Annotated in this window: 10 protein-coding genes; 3 read left to right on the plus strand and 7 right to left on the minus strand. The window is 59.8% G+C overall.

The annotated features are described in order from the left end of the window. Positions 1–126: 126 nt before the first annotated feature. On the minus strand, positions 127–915 hold the full coding sequence (locus ACNA1V_RS08470; RefSeq protein WP_415833156.1) for a crotonase/enoyl-CoA hydratase family protein: 789 nt from the start codon (positions 913–915) through the stop codon (positions 127–129). A gap of 272 nt (positions 916–1187) precedes the next feature. Between ACNA1V_RS08470 and ACNA1V_RS08475 the strand changes: the two genes are divergently transcribed. Continuing rightward, positions 1188–1682, plus strand: coding sequence for a MarR family winged helix-turn-helix transcriptional regulator (locus ACNA1V_RS08475; RefSeq protein WP_415833157.1), 495 nt, complete (start codon positions 1188–1190; stop codon positions 1680–1682). A 47-nt stretch (positions 1683–1729) separates the two neighbouring features. On the opposite strand, the gene ACNA1V_RS08480 is transcribed toward ACNA1V_RS08475, so the two are convergent. The 3 genes from ACNA1V_RS08480 to ACNA1V_RS08490 form a co-directional block, all read right to left on the minus strand. Then, positions 1730–2203 carry a MarR family winged helix-turn-helix transcriptional regulator gene (locus ACNA1V_RS08480; protein WP_415833158.1) on the minus strand — a complete coding sequence of 158 codons (474 nt, stop codon included), beginning with the start codon at positions 2201–2203 and terminating at the stop codon, positions 1730–1732. Positions 2204–2349: 146 nt separating this feature from the next. Further along, the gene (locus ACNA1V_RS08485; RefSeq protein ID WP_415833159.1) at positions 2350–3501 is read right to left on the minus strand and encodes an ABC transporter substrate-binding protein; all 1152 of its coding nucleotides are present in this window, start codon (positions 3499–3501) and stop codon (positions 2350–2352) included. Between the two features lie 177 nt (positions 3502–3678). After that, complete coding sequence (locus ACNA1V_RS08490; protein ID WP_068371656.1) at positions 3679–4164, minus strand: Lrp/AsnC ligand binding domain-containing protein; 486 nt, start codon at positions 4162–4164, stop codon at positions 3679–3681. Between the two features lie 112 nt (positions 4165–4276). On the opposite strand from ACNA1V_RS08490, the gene putA reads away from it, so the two are divergent. Then, positions 4277–8053: a trifunctional transcriptional regulator/proline dehydrogenase/L-glutamate gamma-semialdehyde dehydrogenase gene (putA, locus tag ACNA1V_RS08495; RefSeq protein ID WP_415833160.1), complete on the plus strand. Its 3777-nt coding sequence runs from the start codon at positions 4277–4279 to the stop codon at positions 8051–8053. A 145-nt stretch (positions 8054–8198) separates the two neighbouring features. Then, positions 8199–8543 carry a DMT family protein gene (locus tag ACNA1V_RS08500; protein ID WP_130487283.1) on the plus strand — a complete coding sequence of 115 codons (345 nt, stop codon included), beginning with the start codon at positions 8199–8201 and terminating at the stop codon, positions 8541–8543. Positions 8544–8654: 111 nt separating this feature from the next. Here ACNA1V_RS08500 and ACNA1V_RS08505 read toward each other — a convergent pair whose 3' ends face one another. The 3 genes from ACNA1V_RS08505 to ACNA1V_RS08515 all read right to left on the minus strand — a co-directional run bounded on the left by ACNA1V_RS08505 (position 8655) and on the right by ACNA1V_RS08515 (position 14219). Further along, a complete protein-coding gene (locus tag ACNA1V_RS08505) occupies positions 8655–10148 on the minus strand; it encodes a surface lipoprotein assembly modifier (RefSeq protein ID WP_415833162.1) in 1494 nt (497 codons plus the stop codon). Between the two features lie 93 nt (positions 10149–10241). Then, positions 10242–11084: a Slam-dependent surface lipoprotein gene (locus ACNA1V_RS08510; protein ID WP_415833163.1), complete on the minus strand. Its 843-nt coding sequence runs from the start codon at positions 11082–11084 to the stop codon at positions 10242–10244. 69 nt (positions 11085–11153) lie between these two features. Further along, complete coding sequence (locus ACNA1V_RS08515; RefSeq protein ID WP_415833164.1) at positions 11154–14219, minus strand: TonB-dependent receptor domain-containing protein; 3066 nt, start codon at positions 14217–14219, stop codon at positions 11154–11156. Positions 14220–14507: the final 288 nt, after the last annotated feature.

Raw genomic sequence — 14507 nt, forward strand, 5'->3', positions numbered from 1 at the left:
TGTGTGCTTGCTACAGGTGCCGGGCGGGCCGCTTGCCAGTGCCAAGTGGCGGGCGACATCGTCTGGCGGGTGGCTGGCCAAATTCGGGGCCAAATTCGGGGCAGATGGCGGAGGCCGGGCGTGGGTTTAGCCGCCGGGCACGACCTTGGCGGCACGTTTTTGCAGGAATGCCTGCAGGCGTTCCTTCGCAGCCGGTTCGCCTTGTGCGATGGCAGCCATGAGCGCTTCGGTGAACAGCCCGTGGGACATGGGCTGCTCGGCGATCAGCGGCAGGGCATTCAAAATGGAAAAATTGGACATCGGCGCATTGCCTGCGATGCGTTCCGCCAGCTCCCTGGCCTTGGCCATGCCGGCGCCGGGAGGTGTGACGTAATGCACCAGGCCGGTGGCATGTGCTTCCCTGGCGTCCAGGACATGACCTGTCAGCATCATCTCGGTGACGCGGGAAAAACCAATGAGTTTGGCGATGCGCACGGAGCCGCCGCCGCCCAGGAAAATGCCGCGCTGTCCTTCTGGCAGACCGAAATAGGCGGTTTCCTCTGCGATGCGGACATGCAGCGCGGAGGCCAGCTCCAACCCGCCGCCGACAACGGCGCCATGCAGCACGGCCACCACGGGGACGCGGCCGAACTGAATGCGTGAAAACGCTTCATACCAGGCAAGCGACTGATGGATGCCTTCGGCGGTGCTGGTGTCGGACAATTCACTGAGGTCCAGTCCGGCGCTGAAGTGTGTGCCTGCGCCATTGAGGATGGCTGCCCGGACGCTGCCGGGCAGGCCGGAAAAACAATCCTGCAGTTCATGGATGACACCCATGCTGAGTGCATTGCGCTTCTCTGGCCGGTTGAGGGTGATGGTGGCGATGGCACCGTCTATGTCCAGTGTCACCAGCGGGGTGTTCCGGGTCGTAGGCATGGTCTGCTCCTGGCAAGGCTGGGCATCCGCGCCGTGGCCTGGGATGCTCCAAGTTATTTAGTTATCGTTGTTAACTGTTGTGTTGGATAACAGTCTGTCATGCTATTCTTTTTGCCGCAAGGTCGTCATGCTGCAATTTCTTATAGGTTTTTCCCTTATTTTGCGGCCGCATCCGCGGGCGGCATCCGGTATTGTGCAGATCGGAATTTTGTTATTTTCGATAATTGATAAGCGATCGGGCGCGATGCGGGCCCAGGCAGGAAGGAGTGTGTATGGAGAGCAAGGACAGCCCGGCGCAAGCCGGCTGCGGGCAAGAGCCTGCAGGCCTGGACGATGCCGGGCTGGATCTGTGCAGTGACGCGCTGGGCTACGCGCTCCGGCGTGCCCAGGTTCGCTCGTATGAGTTGTTGTTCGGCATTCTGGGTGCCGAGGCCCTGACACCAGCACGGATCACCGCGTTGTCCTTGATTGCCACGCATCCGGGAATGAACCAGTCAGCCTTGGCGGAGCATCTGAAAGTCAATCGTGCCAGTGTGGTCAAAGTCATAGATACGCTGGAGAGTCACGGTTTGGTGCAGCGTTGTCCGGTACAGGGCGACCGGCGCAGCCGTGCGCTGGCGGTGACAGGCGCAGGCCGTGAAGAGTTGCGGTCGTTACGCCGGAAAATGGATATTTACGAACGTGCGCTGGCCGAGCGGCTGGACGCAGGAGAACGACAGCAGTTGATGCGTTTGCTGGAAAAAGTGGCTGCGCCAGCATCCCCATGAGCCGTGGTGCTGCTGGCAGCGGCGGGCACGGCGATATTTCTACCGGCTCAGCGGGAACGGCGGGCGACCTTATTGAGCAATTCCAGCAGCATGAACCGTTCTGCCTGCGTCAGTCCGCGCAGCAGGTCATTTTCCATGCGCAGGGAAATCTGGTAGCCGCGGTCGGCCAGTTCCTGCCCTTCCGGGGTCAGGTGCACACGAATGGAACGTTTGTCGATGGTGTTGCGTTCGCGTAGCAGCAGGCCTTTTTCGCTCAGGCGATCCAGCATGACGGTGACTTTCGGTGCCGGCAGGGACAATGCCTGGGTCAGTTGCTTCTGCGTAACGCCGGCATTGTGGGCGATGATCAGCAGCATGGAGAATTCTGCCGGGCGCAGATCCAGCGGCTGGCCGATGTGCTTGATGAATACCTTGCGCGTGGGGGCGGTGGCCATGGCCAGCTGATGTCCCAGGACATGATGCAGGCAACTGGTATCCAGCGTGGATGAACTCGAAGGGGGGTGCGGGTCTTTTTCTTCCATGTCGGACCTTGATTGTCGCAGGCCTCTATTATGGCCTGGTTGCATGGAGAGAATGCAGGTAGCCGCTGAGTTTTCGCTAGGGATTCGTTGCGTGGCCAGGGAAATCCTCCCTGTTTCCCAGGGAGGATACCTGCAGGTGACGGGATTTAGTCCTTGGGTTCAAGTTGCCAGTCGCCATTGACGACTTTCAGCACGACCGTGCTTTTCGGCGAAAATCCCCAGTGATCGTCGGCGGTGTAATCGAGCATGCCCTGGGAGACGGGCAGTTCCGGCATGGCCTCCAGCGCGTCGCGCAGTGCGGCACGGAATTCCGGCGTTCCCGGTTTGGCGGATTGCAGCGCCATGGGGATGGCATGCTTGAGCAATTCCTGGATGTCATAGGCGTGGGCGGCGAACTGATTACGCGTACCGGGACCGTATTGCGCCTCGTATTGCTGGACGTAGTCCATGGCCGCCTGTTTGGACGGGAAATCCGCCGGCAACTGTTCCGCGACGACGGCAGGCCCGGACAGGACGTAGGCGCCTTCGAGCGCCTTGCCGCCGACGCGCAGCAGATCCCGGCTGGCGGCCGCGTGGGTCTGGTAAAGCTTGCCCTTGTAGCCGCGCTCGACCATGGCACGGTGCGGCATGGCTGCGCCGGAACCGGAGGCGACGATCAGGACGGCATCCGGATTGGCGGCCACCAGTTTCAGGCTCTGGCCGGTCACGCTGTTGTCGGTCCGCTGGAAACGTTCGACAGCGGAAAGTTCTATGCCATGGTCTGCCGCCATTTTGCTGACATCCTGCAGCCAGGATTCACCGTAGGCGTCGGTATATCCCAGGAACCCGAGGGTTTTGATGCCCTGGCGCTGCATGTGGTCGAACATGGCTTCCGCAATCGTGGCCGATGAGGGAGCGAGGCGGAAGGTCCAGGTTTCCTTGCCGGGCGGAATCGGAGGCGGAGATACCGCCAGCTGCGGCGTTTTCGACTCCAACGCCACATCTACCATGGCCAGCGCAATCGGTGTGGCGGCTGAGCCGACGATCACATCGACCTTGTCTTCGGTGACCAGGCGCCGGGTATTGCGGATGGCGACGGTGGGATCGGTCGCGTCGTCCATGACGATGACTTTGAGTTTCTCGCCAGCGATTTCATCTGGCCAGAGTTTGATGCCATTCTGAACCTGCAGGCCCAGGGCGGAGGTCGGTCCGGTCAAGGGCAACACAACGCCGATGGTGACATCAGCTGCAGCGGGCAGTGCGATGGCGCTGGCGCAGGCTGCCAGCCAGGCCGTCGCGCGGAACTGGGTTTTCAACATGGTGGTCTCCTAGTGATTTTTGTTAATCATGATAAATATATGGCCAGGATTTACCGATGGGGGTAACCCGTATATTGCTGTGTATAAAGGGTTTTCCTTATTGGATTGTTTTTCTTGTGGAATTAATTGTTTTCTTTTTTCTTATTTTTCTGGCGGGCCATGGGGGGCGGGGCCGGCCTACCAGGCATGTGTCAAATCCAGTGCCATGGAGCTTTTCACCTCTTCCATGACCGCATAGGTGCGGGTTTCGCGTACTCCCGGCAGTTGCCAGAGCACCCGGCCCGCGAAATCCCGATAGGCTTCCATATTGTCGTGGCGGGTTTTCAGCAGGTAGTCGAAGCCACCTGCCACCATATGGCACTCCATGATTTCCTGGCGGTCTTGCACGGCCAGCTTGAACTCTTCAAAGACATTTGGCGTCGTGCGGTCCAGCAACACCTCCACAAACACCAGCAAACCGGCTTTCAGCTTGCGTGGATTGAGTCGTGCTTCGTAGCCCAGGATGTAGTTTTCGCGGGTCAGGCGCTGAACTCGCGCGAGTACCGCGGTAGGGGATAAAGAGACGGCTTCGGCCAGTTTTGTGTTGGGAATCCGGCCGTCCTGCTGCAGCAGTTCGAGGATGCGGATGTCCATTCGGTCTAACTCGTGTTCCCCGGTACTCATTTTGATTTTTTCGCTATTTATGGTGATTTTTATGGTGAAAAATTTTAATCATCTTCAAAGATAATAGCAAAAAATTTGGCGATATCCGCCTGTGTCTTTCTTGGATGATCCTATGTCCATTTCCGCTCCTGTAGCCGCCCCCCAGGTCTCCTCTGCTGCTGCCCCTGCCGCCGCCCCGTTTGCCCATGTGACGCCGCTGGCGCCGCAATCCGATCTGCGGGTCGCCATTACGGCGGCCTGGCGCCGGCCTGAAACCGAAGCTGTACCCTGGTTGCTGGAACGTGCGCGCCTGCCGGCGGATCTTTCCGGCCGCGCCCAGGCGCTGGCGCTCAAGGTCGCCAGTGCGCTGCGCCAGCGCAAGACGGCGTCCGGCAAGGCCGGCCTGGTGCAAGGCCTGCTGCAGGAATTTGCGCTGTCGTCACAGGAAGGGATTGCACTGATGTGCCTGGCGGAAGCGCTGCTGCGCATTCCCGACAAGGCGACGCGTGATGTGCTGATCCGCGACAAGATCAGCCGGGGCAACTGGAAAGAACACGTCGGGCAAAGCCCATCCGTGTTCGTCAATGCGGCAGCCTGGGGCCTGATGCTCACCGGCAAGCTGGTGGCTACCCATAGTGAAAAGGGCATGAGCGCTTCGCTGGGACGCCTGATCGCGCGCGGTGGTGAACCCTTGATCCGCAAGGGCGTGGACATGGCGATGCGGATGATGGGCGAACAGTTCGTCACCGGTGAAACCATGGAAGAAGCGCTGCGCCACGCCCGTTCGCTGGAGCCGCAGGGCTTCCGCTATTCCTATGACATGCTGGGCGAGGCTGCCTTGACGGCGGCGGATGCGCAGCGCTACCTGAATGACTACGAACAGGCTATTCACGCCATCGGCAAGGCATCCAATGGCCGTGGCGTCTATGAAGGCCCGGGGATTTCCATCAAGTTGTCAGCGCTGCACCCGCGCTACAGTCGCGCGCAAGTGGAACGTGTGCAGGCCGAGCTGTATCCCATCGTGCTGAAGCTGGCACGTCTGGCGCGTCAATACGATATCGGCCTGAATATCGACGCGGAAGAAGCCGATCGCCTGGAAATCTCGCTGGACCTGCTGGAGCGCCTGTGCTTCGAACCAGATCTGAAGGGCTGGAAGGGCATCGGTTTCGTCATCCAGGCCTATCAGAAGCGTTGCCCCTTCGTGATCGACTACGTGATCGACCTGGCGCGGCGCAGCGGCCAGCGCCTGATGATTCGTCTGGTGAAGGGCGCCTACTGGGACAGCGAAATCAAGCGTGCCCAGATCGACGGCATGGACGGCTATCCGGTCTATACGCGCAAGCCCTATACCGATCTGTCTTACATCGCCTGCGCCCGCAAGCTGCTGGGCGCGCCGGATGCCATTTACCCGCAATTCGCCACGCACAACGCGCAGACCCTGGCCACGATTTATGAACTGGCCGGCCCGGAAAATTATCAGCCCGGCCAATATGAATTCCAGTGCCTGCACGGCATGGGCGAACCTCTGTACGAACAGGTGGTCGGGCCGGTGAACGAAGGCAAGCTGGGCCGTCCCTGCCGCATCTATGCCCCGGTGGGCACGCATGAAACGCTGCTGGCCTACCTGGTGCGCCGTTTGCTGGAAAACGGCGCCAATACATCGTTTGTGAATCGCGTGGCGGATCAGGGCATTTCCCTGGAAGAGCTGGTACGCGATCCGGTGACGCTGGTCGAAGCCATGGCCGCCGCCGAAGGCACGCTGGGCCTGCCGCACCAGGGCATTCCGCTGCCGCTGGATCTGTATGGCAGCGCCCGCCGCAACTCAAGCGGCCTGGATCTTGCCAATGAACAGCAGCTGGAACAGCTGGTCGCCAACCTGCGCGAGTCGTCGCGTGCCGCTTTGGTGGCACGCCCCATGTTGGCGGTGGAGCTGGACCAGCTGGGCGAAGCCGAACAGGTGCGCAATCCGTCGGACCTGCGCGATACCGTCGGTACCGTGCATGCCGCCAGTGTGGAGCAGGTCGATGCCGCCTTGCAGGCCGCCCATGATTACGCGCCTCAATGGGCTGCCGTGCCGGTGGCCGAGCGCGCCGCCATGCTGGACCGTGCTGCCGATGCCATGGAAGCGGAAATCCAGCCGCTGATGGGAATTCTGGTGCGTGAGGCGGGCAAGACCTACGCCAACGCCATCGCTGAAGTCCGCGAAGCCGTGGACTTCCTGCGCTATTACGCGGCCCAGGCGCGCAGCCAGTTCGACAATGCCACGCACCGTCCCTTGGGTCCGGTGGTCTGCATCAGTCCGTGGAACTTCCCGCTGGCGATCTTCACTGGCCAGGTGGTGGCCGCCCTGGCTGCCGGCAATACGGTGCTGGCCAAGCCTGCCGAACAGACCCCGCTGGTGGCGGCGCAGGCCGTACGCCTGCTGTGGCAGGCTGGCGTACCGCGTGCAGCCGTGCAACTGGTGCCCGGCAGCGGCAGTGTCGTGGGCGCGCGCCTGACGGCGGACGAGCGCGTTCAGGGCGTGATGTTCACCGGTTCCACGGAAGTGGCGCGCATCCTGCAGCGCACGCTGGCGCGGCGCCTGGGCGCCAATGGCCAGCCGGTGCCGCTGATTGCCGAAACCGGTGGCCAGAATGCGATGATTGTCGATTCTTCCGCGCTGACCGAACAGGTGGTGCAGGATGTGATCGTTTCCGCTTTCGACAGTGCCGGCCAGCGTTGCTCGGCCCTGCGCGTCCTGTGCGTGCAGGAAGATGCGGCCGACCGTCTCATCACCATGCTCAAGGGTGCCATGGCCGAACTGCGCCTGGGCAACCCGGCGCTGCTGGCCAATGACATCGGCCCGGTGATCGACGCCGAAGCCCAGGCCAATATCGACCGCCACATCGAGCAACTGCGTGCCAAGGGACGTCCCGTGCACCAGCTGTCGCTGGGAGGGGAGGCTGTACGTGGCGCCGCCACCACCCACGGCACCTATGTGGCGCCGACGCTGATTGAACTGCCTGATCTGGCCGACCTGCAGCGCGAAGTCTTCGGGCCGGTACTGCACGTCATTCGCTACCGTCGTGAGCAACTGGACAACATCCTGGCGCAGATCCGCAATACCGGCTATGGCCTGACCATGGGCTTGCACACCCGCATCGACGAAACCATCGAGCACGTGGTGGCAGGCGCGCATGTCGGCAATATGTACGTGAACCGCAATACCGTGGGCGCAGTGGTCGGCGTGCAGCCCTTCGGCGGTGAGGGGTTGTCAGGCACCGGCCCCAAGGCCGGCGGGCCGCTTTATCTGTACCGCCTGCTGACGGCGCGCCCGGAAAAGGCCTTGGCCACGCCCTTTGCCACGGGCGCAGCACAACAGCGTGCTGCACTGCCGGCAGCGGCGCAAGCCCTGGCGCAATGGCTACGCCAGAATCCCGGCGTGCGTCCGGTGCGTGAACCCATGGCGTTCTTCAGCGGCAATAGCTATGCGCTGACAGGGCCGACGGGTGAAAACAACGTGTATAGCGTGCTGCCGCGCCTGGCCGTCCTGGGCGTAGCGGCGAGCGAACGCGATTACATCGTGCAGCTGGCAGCGGTCCTGGCCGTGGGCAGCCGCATGGTCTGGAATGGCCAGGACAGCGTGGCCCGTACCCTGCACCAGCAACTGCCGCAGGAAGTCCGCAGCAGCGTGTTGCTGGCGGACAACCTGGCAACGGCCAGCTTCGACGCTGCCCTGCATCATGGCGACGAAGCCTCGCTGCTGCAGTTGCAGCAGCAGATCGCCAGCCGTGACGGCATCATCGTCAGCATCGCCAGCCTGAAGCCGGGTGCAGCGGATATCCCGCTGGAGCGTCTGGTCATCGAGCGCGCGCTCAGCGTGAACACAGCGGCAGCCGGCGGTAACGCCAGCCTGATGACGATGGAGTAAGCCGCGCGCCCGTTACCGTTACGTAGAAGGCCGGGTGCATTCTGCGTAACGGTGCCAGACAGCGCATCGTGATGCCTGTCTGGCTGTGGGTGGCATGCCTGCGCGAGGCATAATAGCCGTCCCGATGATAGATCGACGGTATGCCATGGCGCCCAAACTGATCCCCATTCTGCTGTTGCTGGCTTCGAACGTCTTCATGACAATCGCCTGGTACGGGCACTTGAAGTTTCCCAACAGCCCCCTGGCCAAAGTCATTCTCATCAGCTGGGGGATCGCCCTGGTGGAATATTGCCTGGCCGTCCCGGCAAACCGCATCGGCCACGGTGTCTATAGCGCGGCACAGCTTAAGACGATTCAGGAAGTCATCACGCTGGCGGTCTTCGCCGTCTTTTCGGTGGTCTATCTGAAGGAAAGCCTGACGCTGAACCATCTGGTGGGCTTCGGCTTCATTGCGCTGGGGGCCTGGTTTGTGTTCAAGGGGCCGCTGTAGGCGGTACGATTTCTGCTGCTTCCTGAATGGGACGGACAAGCCGCTTGCCAGGCAGTGCGAGCCTGTGCCATGGACCCGGGCAAGCAGGCAGGCAACAGGCTTGTTGCGTTCTCAGAAGCTGGCTTCGAGTTTCAATATGGCTTCTGTTTGCCGATACGCATAGGCCCAGTCCAGGCTGCTATTGTTGACCGTGCGTTTCAGGTACAGATTGGGCGTGACACCAGCGAATGCCAGCCGGGGCATGGCGAGATTCACAATGTAAATTTGCTGGTGATCCTTGCGCCTGCCGCCCATCAAACCGTTGAATTCGTCGTTGCGTATGCGTCGGTAGAGTGCGGTGGCATTGAGACGGAATCCGGTATCGAAATGGCGGTACATGCCCAGGTTCGCCATGTATTCCTTGCTGCTTGCCGTGCGATCCGGGAACAGTTTCCGGGTGAAGTTGACGCCTCCATAAAGCGCGGTCTTCGGGTTCAGCAGGTAGGAGCCGTAGAGGCCGAACTGGTTTTCATCGTAGTTGGCGAAGTACTGGCGTTCCTGACCACGGAAACTGAAGTGTTTGCGTTGCGCATTCACGCCAAGCTGCGCGCCTGGGGCCAGGGTGTATTTCCAGTCCAGCCGCAGCCCTGCCGCCTGGTAGCGCACATGGTGATTGCCATAGTTGTGCTCGAACAGCGGCGTCAGCGAAACATCCTGGCTCGCACTCAGGTAGTTATAGCCCGCGTAGAGCAGGCTGGTGCTTTCGTCGTAGTGGGTGGTCACGTTGTCGGCCAGGCGATTCTGGCGAGGCAGCTTGCCGTAGCTGATGCCGCGCACCAGCAGGTTGTGATGTCCGGCAAGCGGGTAGCGCCGCATGGCGACGAAGTCGTAGCTCAGCATGGCCGACGAGATGGGTGCTGGCATGGTGCGTGTGGCCTGGCGGCAGAGTATGCCTGGCAACAGGCAAGTGATGAACTGCGTGCTCATGCCATTGGCCTGGTTGATGTTGCTGTTGTAGCCCATGCCCAGGGCAAAGGAACCATGCCAGGCCTTGCGTTCGCCCAGCGCATTCTCGAAACTTTCAATAACCGGCCTGACTGCCTCGGGAATGCCTGCGATGGAAATCTGTTTGAACAGCTCAGCGGCTTCGCGGGATTTCTGATTCTCGAAATACATGCGCGCCAGCTCCAGCTTGGCCCGGGAGAACTGCGGCTTGGCTTGCAAGGCTTGCTCCAGCTTGCGTTCTGCTGTGCCGTAGTCGCGCGCCTCTCTCGCCAGCATGCCTTCGGCCAGTAAAACCAGGCTGGTGTCGTAGCCGGGCAATTGCTGGTATTTCTGGACGAACTGGGCAAGTTTGGGCCATTGCCGCAAATTCATCGACATGTAGATGGCCGGTTCCAGGTCAGCCAAGGTATTTTCCACGCTGTAGGTCGTTTTGCCGATGGTGATCAGAGAGGCGGGATCCATGCCTGGCGGCGTCTCTTCAGGCACATAGCCTCGTTCCCGCTCGGCGGTACGCTGGTCGATCTGGTTGAGCAATAGGCGGGTGTCGTCATCGTCGGCCTGCGCGGTAGCAGTCAGCAGGCCGGACAGCGCCATGATGGCGAGGAGCAGACGGAGCAGCATGGGAAAGTCTATTGGGATGCAGAGAAAAAAGGCCAGGAAAGGAGGGGGATTCCTTTCCTGTAGCCTTAGCGAGTCATTGCGTAGAACGGACGCTTATTGCCTCGCGCCACCGAATGCCATGCTGTCGCTGGGGAAAAATTCGTCCTTGTAGTAGCCGGCCAGCGCTTCGGCTGCATTACCGTAGAACTGCCCCTGGATGCTGCCGTCGAGATTGGTGAAAGAGCCGTCAGAGGAGATGGTCGTGTTGGCGAAGCTGACGTAGTCGATGTTGCCGGTCAGCGTGTTGTTGCCGTTGCCATAGTTCGCTGTCAGCATGCCGGTATAGACGCCGGCTTGCGTGCCCGGGTTGTATTGGGACACGCCTACGACGTCATAGGTGGCATTGACCAGCGTGGGCATGCTGGTGGTGGGGTTTTCGCCGACATAGAATGCCGTGTGCAGGGCGTTGTCGAGGTTGAGGTCGGTGTCGTTGCCCATGCCGGTATTCGACCCCTTGGGGGCCCACTCACCGAAATAGACTTCATGACCTGGCACCTTGGCGACAACTTCACCACCAAAGTGCGGGAAATTCGGCAGCGGGTCGCTGATCTGGCGGTAGGCATAGATTTCCGTGCCGTTGGCGGTTTCTGCTTTCCACGTTTGCGAGAACGTAGTGCTGCCGATCGTGATGTAGTAGTAAGGCCCGGTCTGGCTGGTGTAGGCGTAGTTGGTCTGGGCGATCGGGCCGCCCGCAAAGCTGACGATGCCGGATTGCGGGGTGGTAGTGCCTGCAGCCGAACCTGGCATGGAAATACCGGCCCGGTCGGTTCCTTGCAGCGTCGATTGGCCGGTTTTCACATACTCGGTCGTTGCGCCGCCGAGTACAGTGGCTGCCATGCTTTGCACGGACATCATGGCCAGGGCGGAAGCGATGGCAAGTTTCGAAAACTTCTTCATTTCAATCTCCATAAGGTTGGTTGAGACCATTTTTTTCAAAAAACGGACAAAAAACTTGAGAATTAGTGTTCAAAACCGCGCCGTCAGCCCGGCCTTGAGTGTGCGGCCGGGGGCGGGCTGCATCACCCGTGCCAGCGGGTCGATGTAGTAGCGGTTGGTGATGTTGTTGATGCCCAGGTCCAGCGACAGGTTGTCATTCACCTGGTAGCTGGCATAGGCGTCGAATACCCAGATCGGGTTCCAGTAATAGGGGCGGTTGATGGCGTAGGAAAGGCCGGTCACGGCCAGAGCTTCTTCGTCCTTGTTCTTGGCGCTGCTGTGGTAAGTCATGCGGCCGCCGATTTCCAGTTTGCGGTCCATCAACCTGGTGCCCAGATCCAGATTGATCGAGTATTTGGGCTGCAAGCTGGTGCGGGAAAACGAAAATGGGAAGCCGGCCGTAATGCAGGCGGGAATCCGGTTCTGGACCGGGTCTAGATAGGAAGCGTAGTCGCGGTCGCACATCTCGTTTTTCAGGCGATAGGTGCCGGCCAGGTTGGCGAAGAATCTGCCGCTGTCGATGCGCGTCTGCAATTCAATACCGGTCATTTTTTTCTTGTCGAACTGAACGATATTGAAAGTGTTGTCGCGATCTATATAGTTATGGATGGTGTTGTGGAAATAGTTGATACGGAAATCGGCGTATTCCAGGCGAGGGAAATAATCGGCCAGGTTATGCACGTAGCCCACTTCCCAGTTGTAGGCATGTTCGGGCTTGCTGGCGGCAGCGGCCAGGTATGTCGCCTTATAGCCCCAGGCGGATTGGGTATCTTCATACAGACTGGGGAAACGGATGAATTCTGCGTAGCGGGCGTATAGCCGTATGTTTTGCGTCAGGGAAATATTGGCACCGAATTGCGGCGCCCAGGCATGGCCTTGCTTTTTTTCCGGCTGCTGCCAGATATCTATGTCGGTGGCGTAGCTGTAAACGTTGTTACTGGTACCGGGATAAATGAAATTTGCGACACAGCCCTCTTGGCCTTGCGCATTTTCTGTGCAGGCATTGATGTCTATGGTGCCGTTCAGGAAAGGATTGTTGTCGGCAAAGCCTTCAAAGGAATTGTTGTATGGAACCTCGATGTAATTATTTGAGTCGTAAGTGGTGTACCAGACACCATCAATGATTCCGGAGTAGCTTGATTTAGCAAACGTTTCTGCATCAGGGTATTGCTCCAGGAATTTTTCCAGTCGGGTGCCGGTGTACCTGTCTACATAGGACTGATATTTGGCATAGATAGTTGCTTTTCGGGCGCTTACTTCCTCATCAGTCATTAATCGGAAATAACTGTATCTTTTGGCAGTGATGCTGCTCTCAGAAACCTGATAGCCACTGACCTGATTGGCCCGTTTCTCCGCCAAACCGTCATCGAACGACCAGTAGTCGCTGTAGCGCGCGCCGGCGTAAAGCTGGAGCCAGTCCACGGGTTTCCAGTCGAAGTTGAAGGCAAAGTCCCATTGCTGGCGTGTGCCGCTGCGGGGGCCCAGGTGGTTGACGCCCCAGGTCAGCTCCGTTAATTGCCGTCCTTCCGATGCGTCCGATTGGCGCAGCTTTTCCTTGGTGAAATCGCCAGACAGGGTCAGGTGCAGGCGGGGGTGCAGTTCCGCCGTATTGCTCAGGTTGAAACCCCAGCGTTTATGCGTGGAAATCTGCAGCGCTTTCGGGTAGATGGTGTAGGCATCATCGACATTGGCCTGTTTCTCTGGCGGCGTGCTGGAAACGTTGGCACAGTTTCCATAAATGTCGTAGTCGATCACATGGCATTGGACATAGCTGTTCCAGGGAATATCACCAGTGCCATACTGATTGGTGCCTGTGATGCCATAGACCATATCGCCATTCTGGTGGCGCCAGCTTTTGCTGTGGGTCATCCAGGCGTTGGCGTTCAGGTTGATGTATTTGTTGCCTTCCGGCTGGAAGCTGTAGCCCAGGTTCAGTGTGTCCTGCTTGACCTTGCTGTAGGGCATTTGCGCCTGGTTGCCTTCGAATACCTGGTCGCGCACGGCCCAGTACACCAGCCAGGGCAGGCTTTCACCATATTGCTGGTTGCTGTGCATATAGCTCAGCTTGATGGCCTGGTCGTGGGGTAGATACAGCGAACCCTTCAACAGATAGGATTCCTGCGTGCTCGATGTGTTGGTGACTTCCTGGCCGGGCAGGAAGTAATTGGCTACGTAGTTTGTTTGCAGGCCGCCGACGCCGCCATCGTTGTCAAATTGTGCGGTGGCTTCGTCTTGCCAGGTGTCAGTCTGGTATTTGTCCGCGCCATGGGTGCCGCTGTAGTAATTGCCGCGCTTGCGGTAGCTGTAGGCTGTCAGGAAGTCGAAGTGTTCGTGTTTTTTCGCCATGGCCAGGCGGAACGAGTTATCGTCGAAATTGAAGTCCTTGCCGCTGGAACCGCTGCGCGGAGTCACTTCCAGACCGCCACCAGCGCCCATGGTGACTTGCCCGTCATTGCCGCTCCAGGCCCCCTCGATATCCCGGTAATCCTGCCCGAACAGGCTCTTCCAGTTCTCCTGCGCGCGTACGGCGTTCGTGGCTGTTTCGGTTTTGAGTTCCATGCCGAAGGTGTTGCCGGGGCGGATGATATCGTCGGGTTCCAACGTCCTGACCTGTACCGTGCCACCGATGCCGCTTTTGAGGCCCGGCGTCAGCGAGGGGCCTTTTTCCACCATGATGCTGCCGACCAGATTGGGGTCGATGTAGTTGCGGTTGGCGACACCTGCCGGCCCCATCCAGATGGAGGTGGCCTGCTCGGTGCCGTCGATGGTGACGGGTATCCGGCCTTCGCCCTGAATACCGCGAATGTTCGGATCCAGCGCCCCGCTGTTGCGGTTGTCACCGCTGTAAACGCCGTTCATGCCTTTGAACAGGTCGCCAGCTGTGGCGCCTTTGTAGCGCTCGATTTCTTCCTTGCCCTGATAGACGTTGACGACATCTTTGTCGAAGACCTGGTTGCGGCCGCGTTCGTCGCGGTTTTCGTAGCTACCTTCGATTTGCACTTCCTCCAGGGTGGTCACTGGGGGAGTGTCAGGACGGGCTGCCTCGGCTGGCCCGGTGGTGGTGCCGGCGGCCTGTGCATTTGAGAGGGTGCTCAAGGGAACACTCAGGGCGAGCCCGATGAAGATGACCAATGGACGCAGCGCGAAAGGGCGCGCTGCCGGGGGCAGACTGGGTGGCATGTAGCAGATCCGTAAGCGAGGGAGTGAATGAACGGCAGGGCATCTGGCGCGGTGCCTCGCACCATGCGCCCCGTCGTTCTGATTTAGCGATGTCGGATCAAATCTTATCTACAAATAAGAATGCGTCTCATGCGATTTCATATGGAAAAAGCATGATTTCGTATGCGGGCGGCAGATGGGGGCGTACCGGGGACGGTGCTGGGG

It is taken from the genome of Kerstersia similis (genome assembly GCF_965139615.1).
In the GTDB taxonomy this organism is placed as follows: domain Bacteria; phylum Pseudomonadota; class Gammaproteobacteria; order Burkholderiales; family Burkholderiaceae_B; genus Kerstersia; species Kerstersia similis.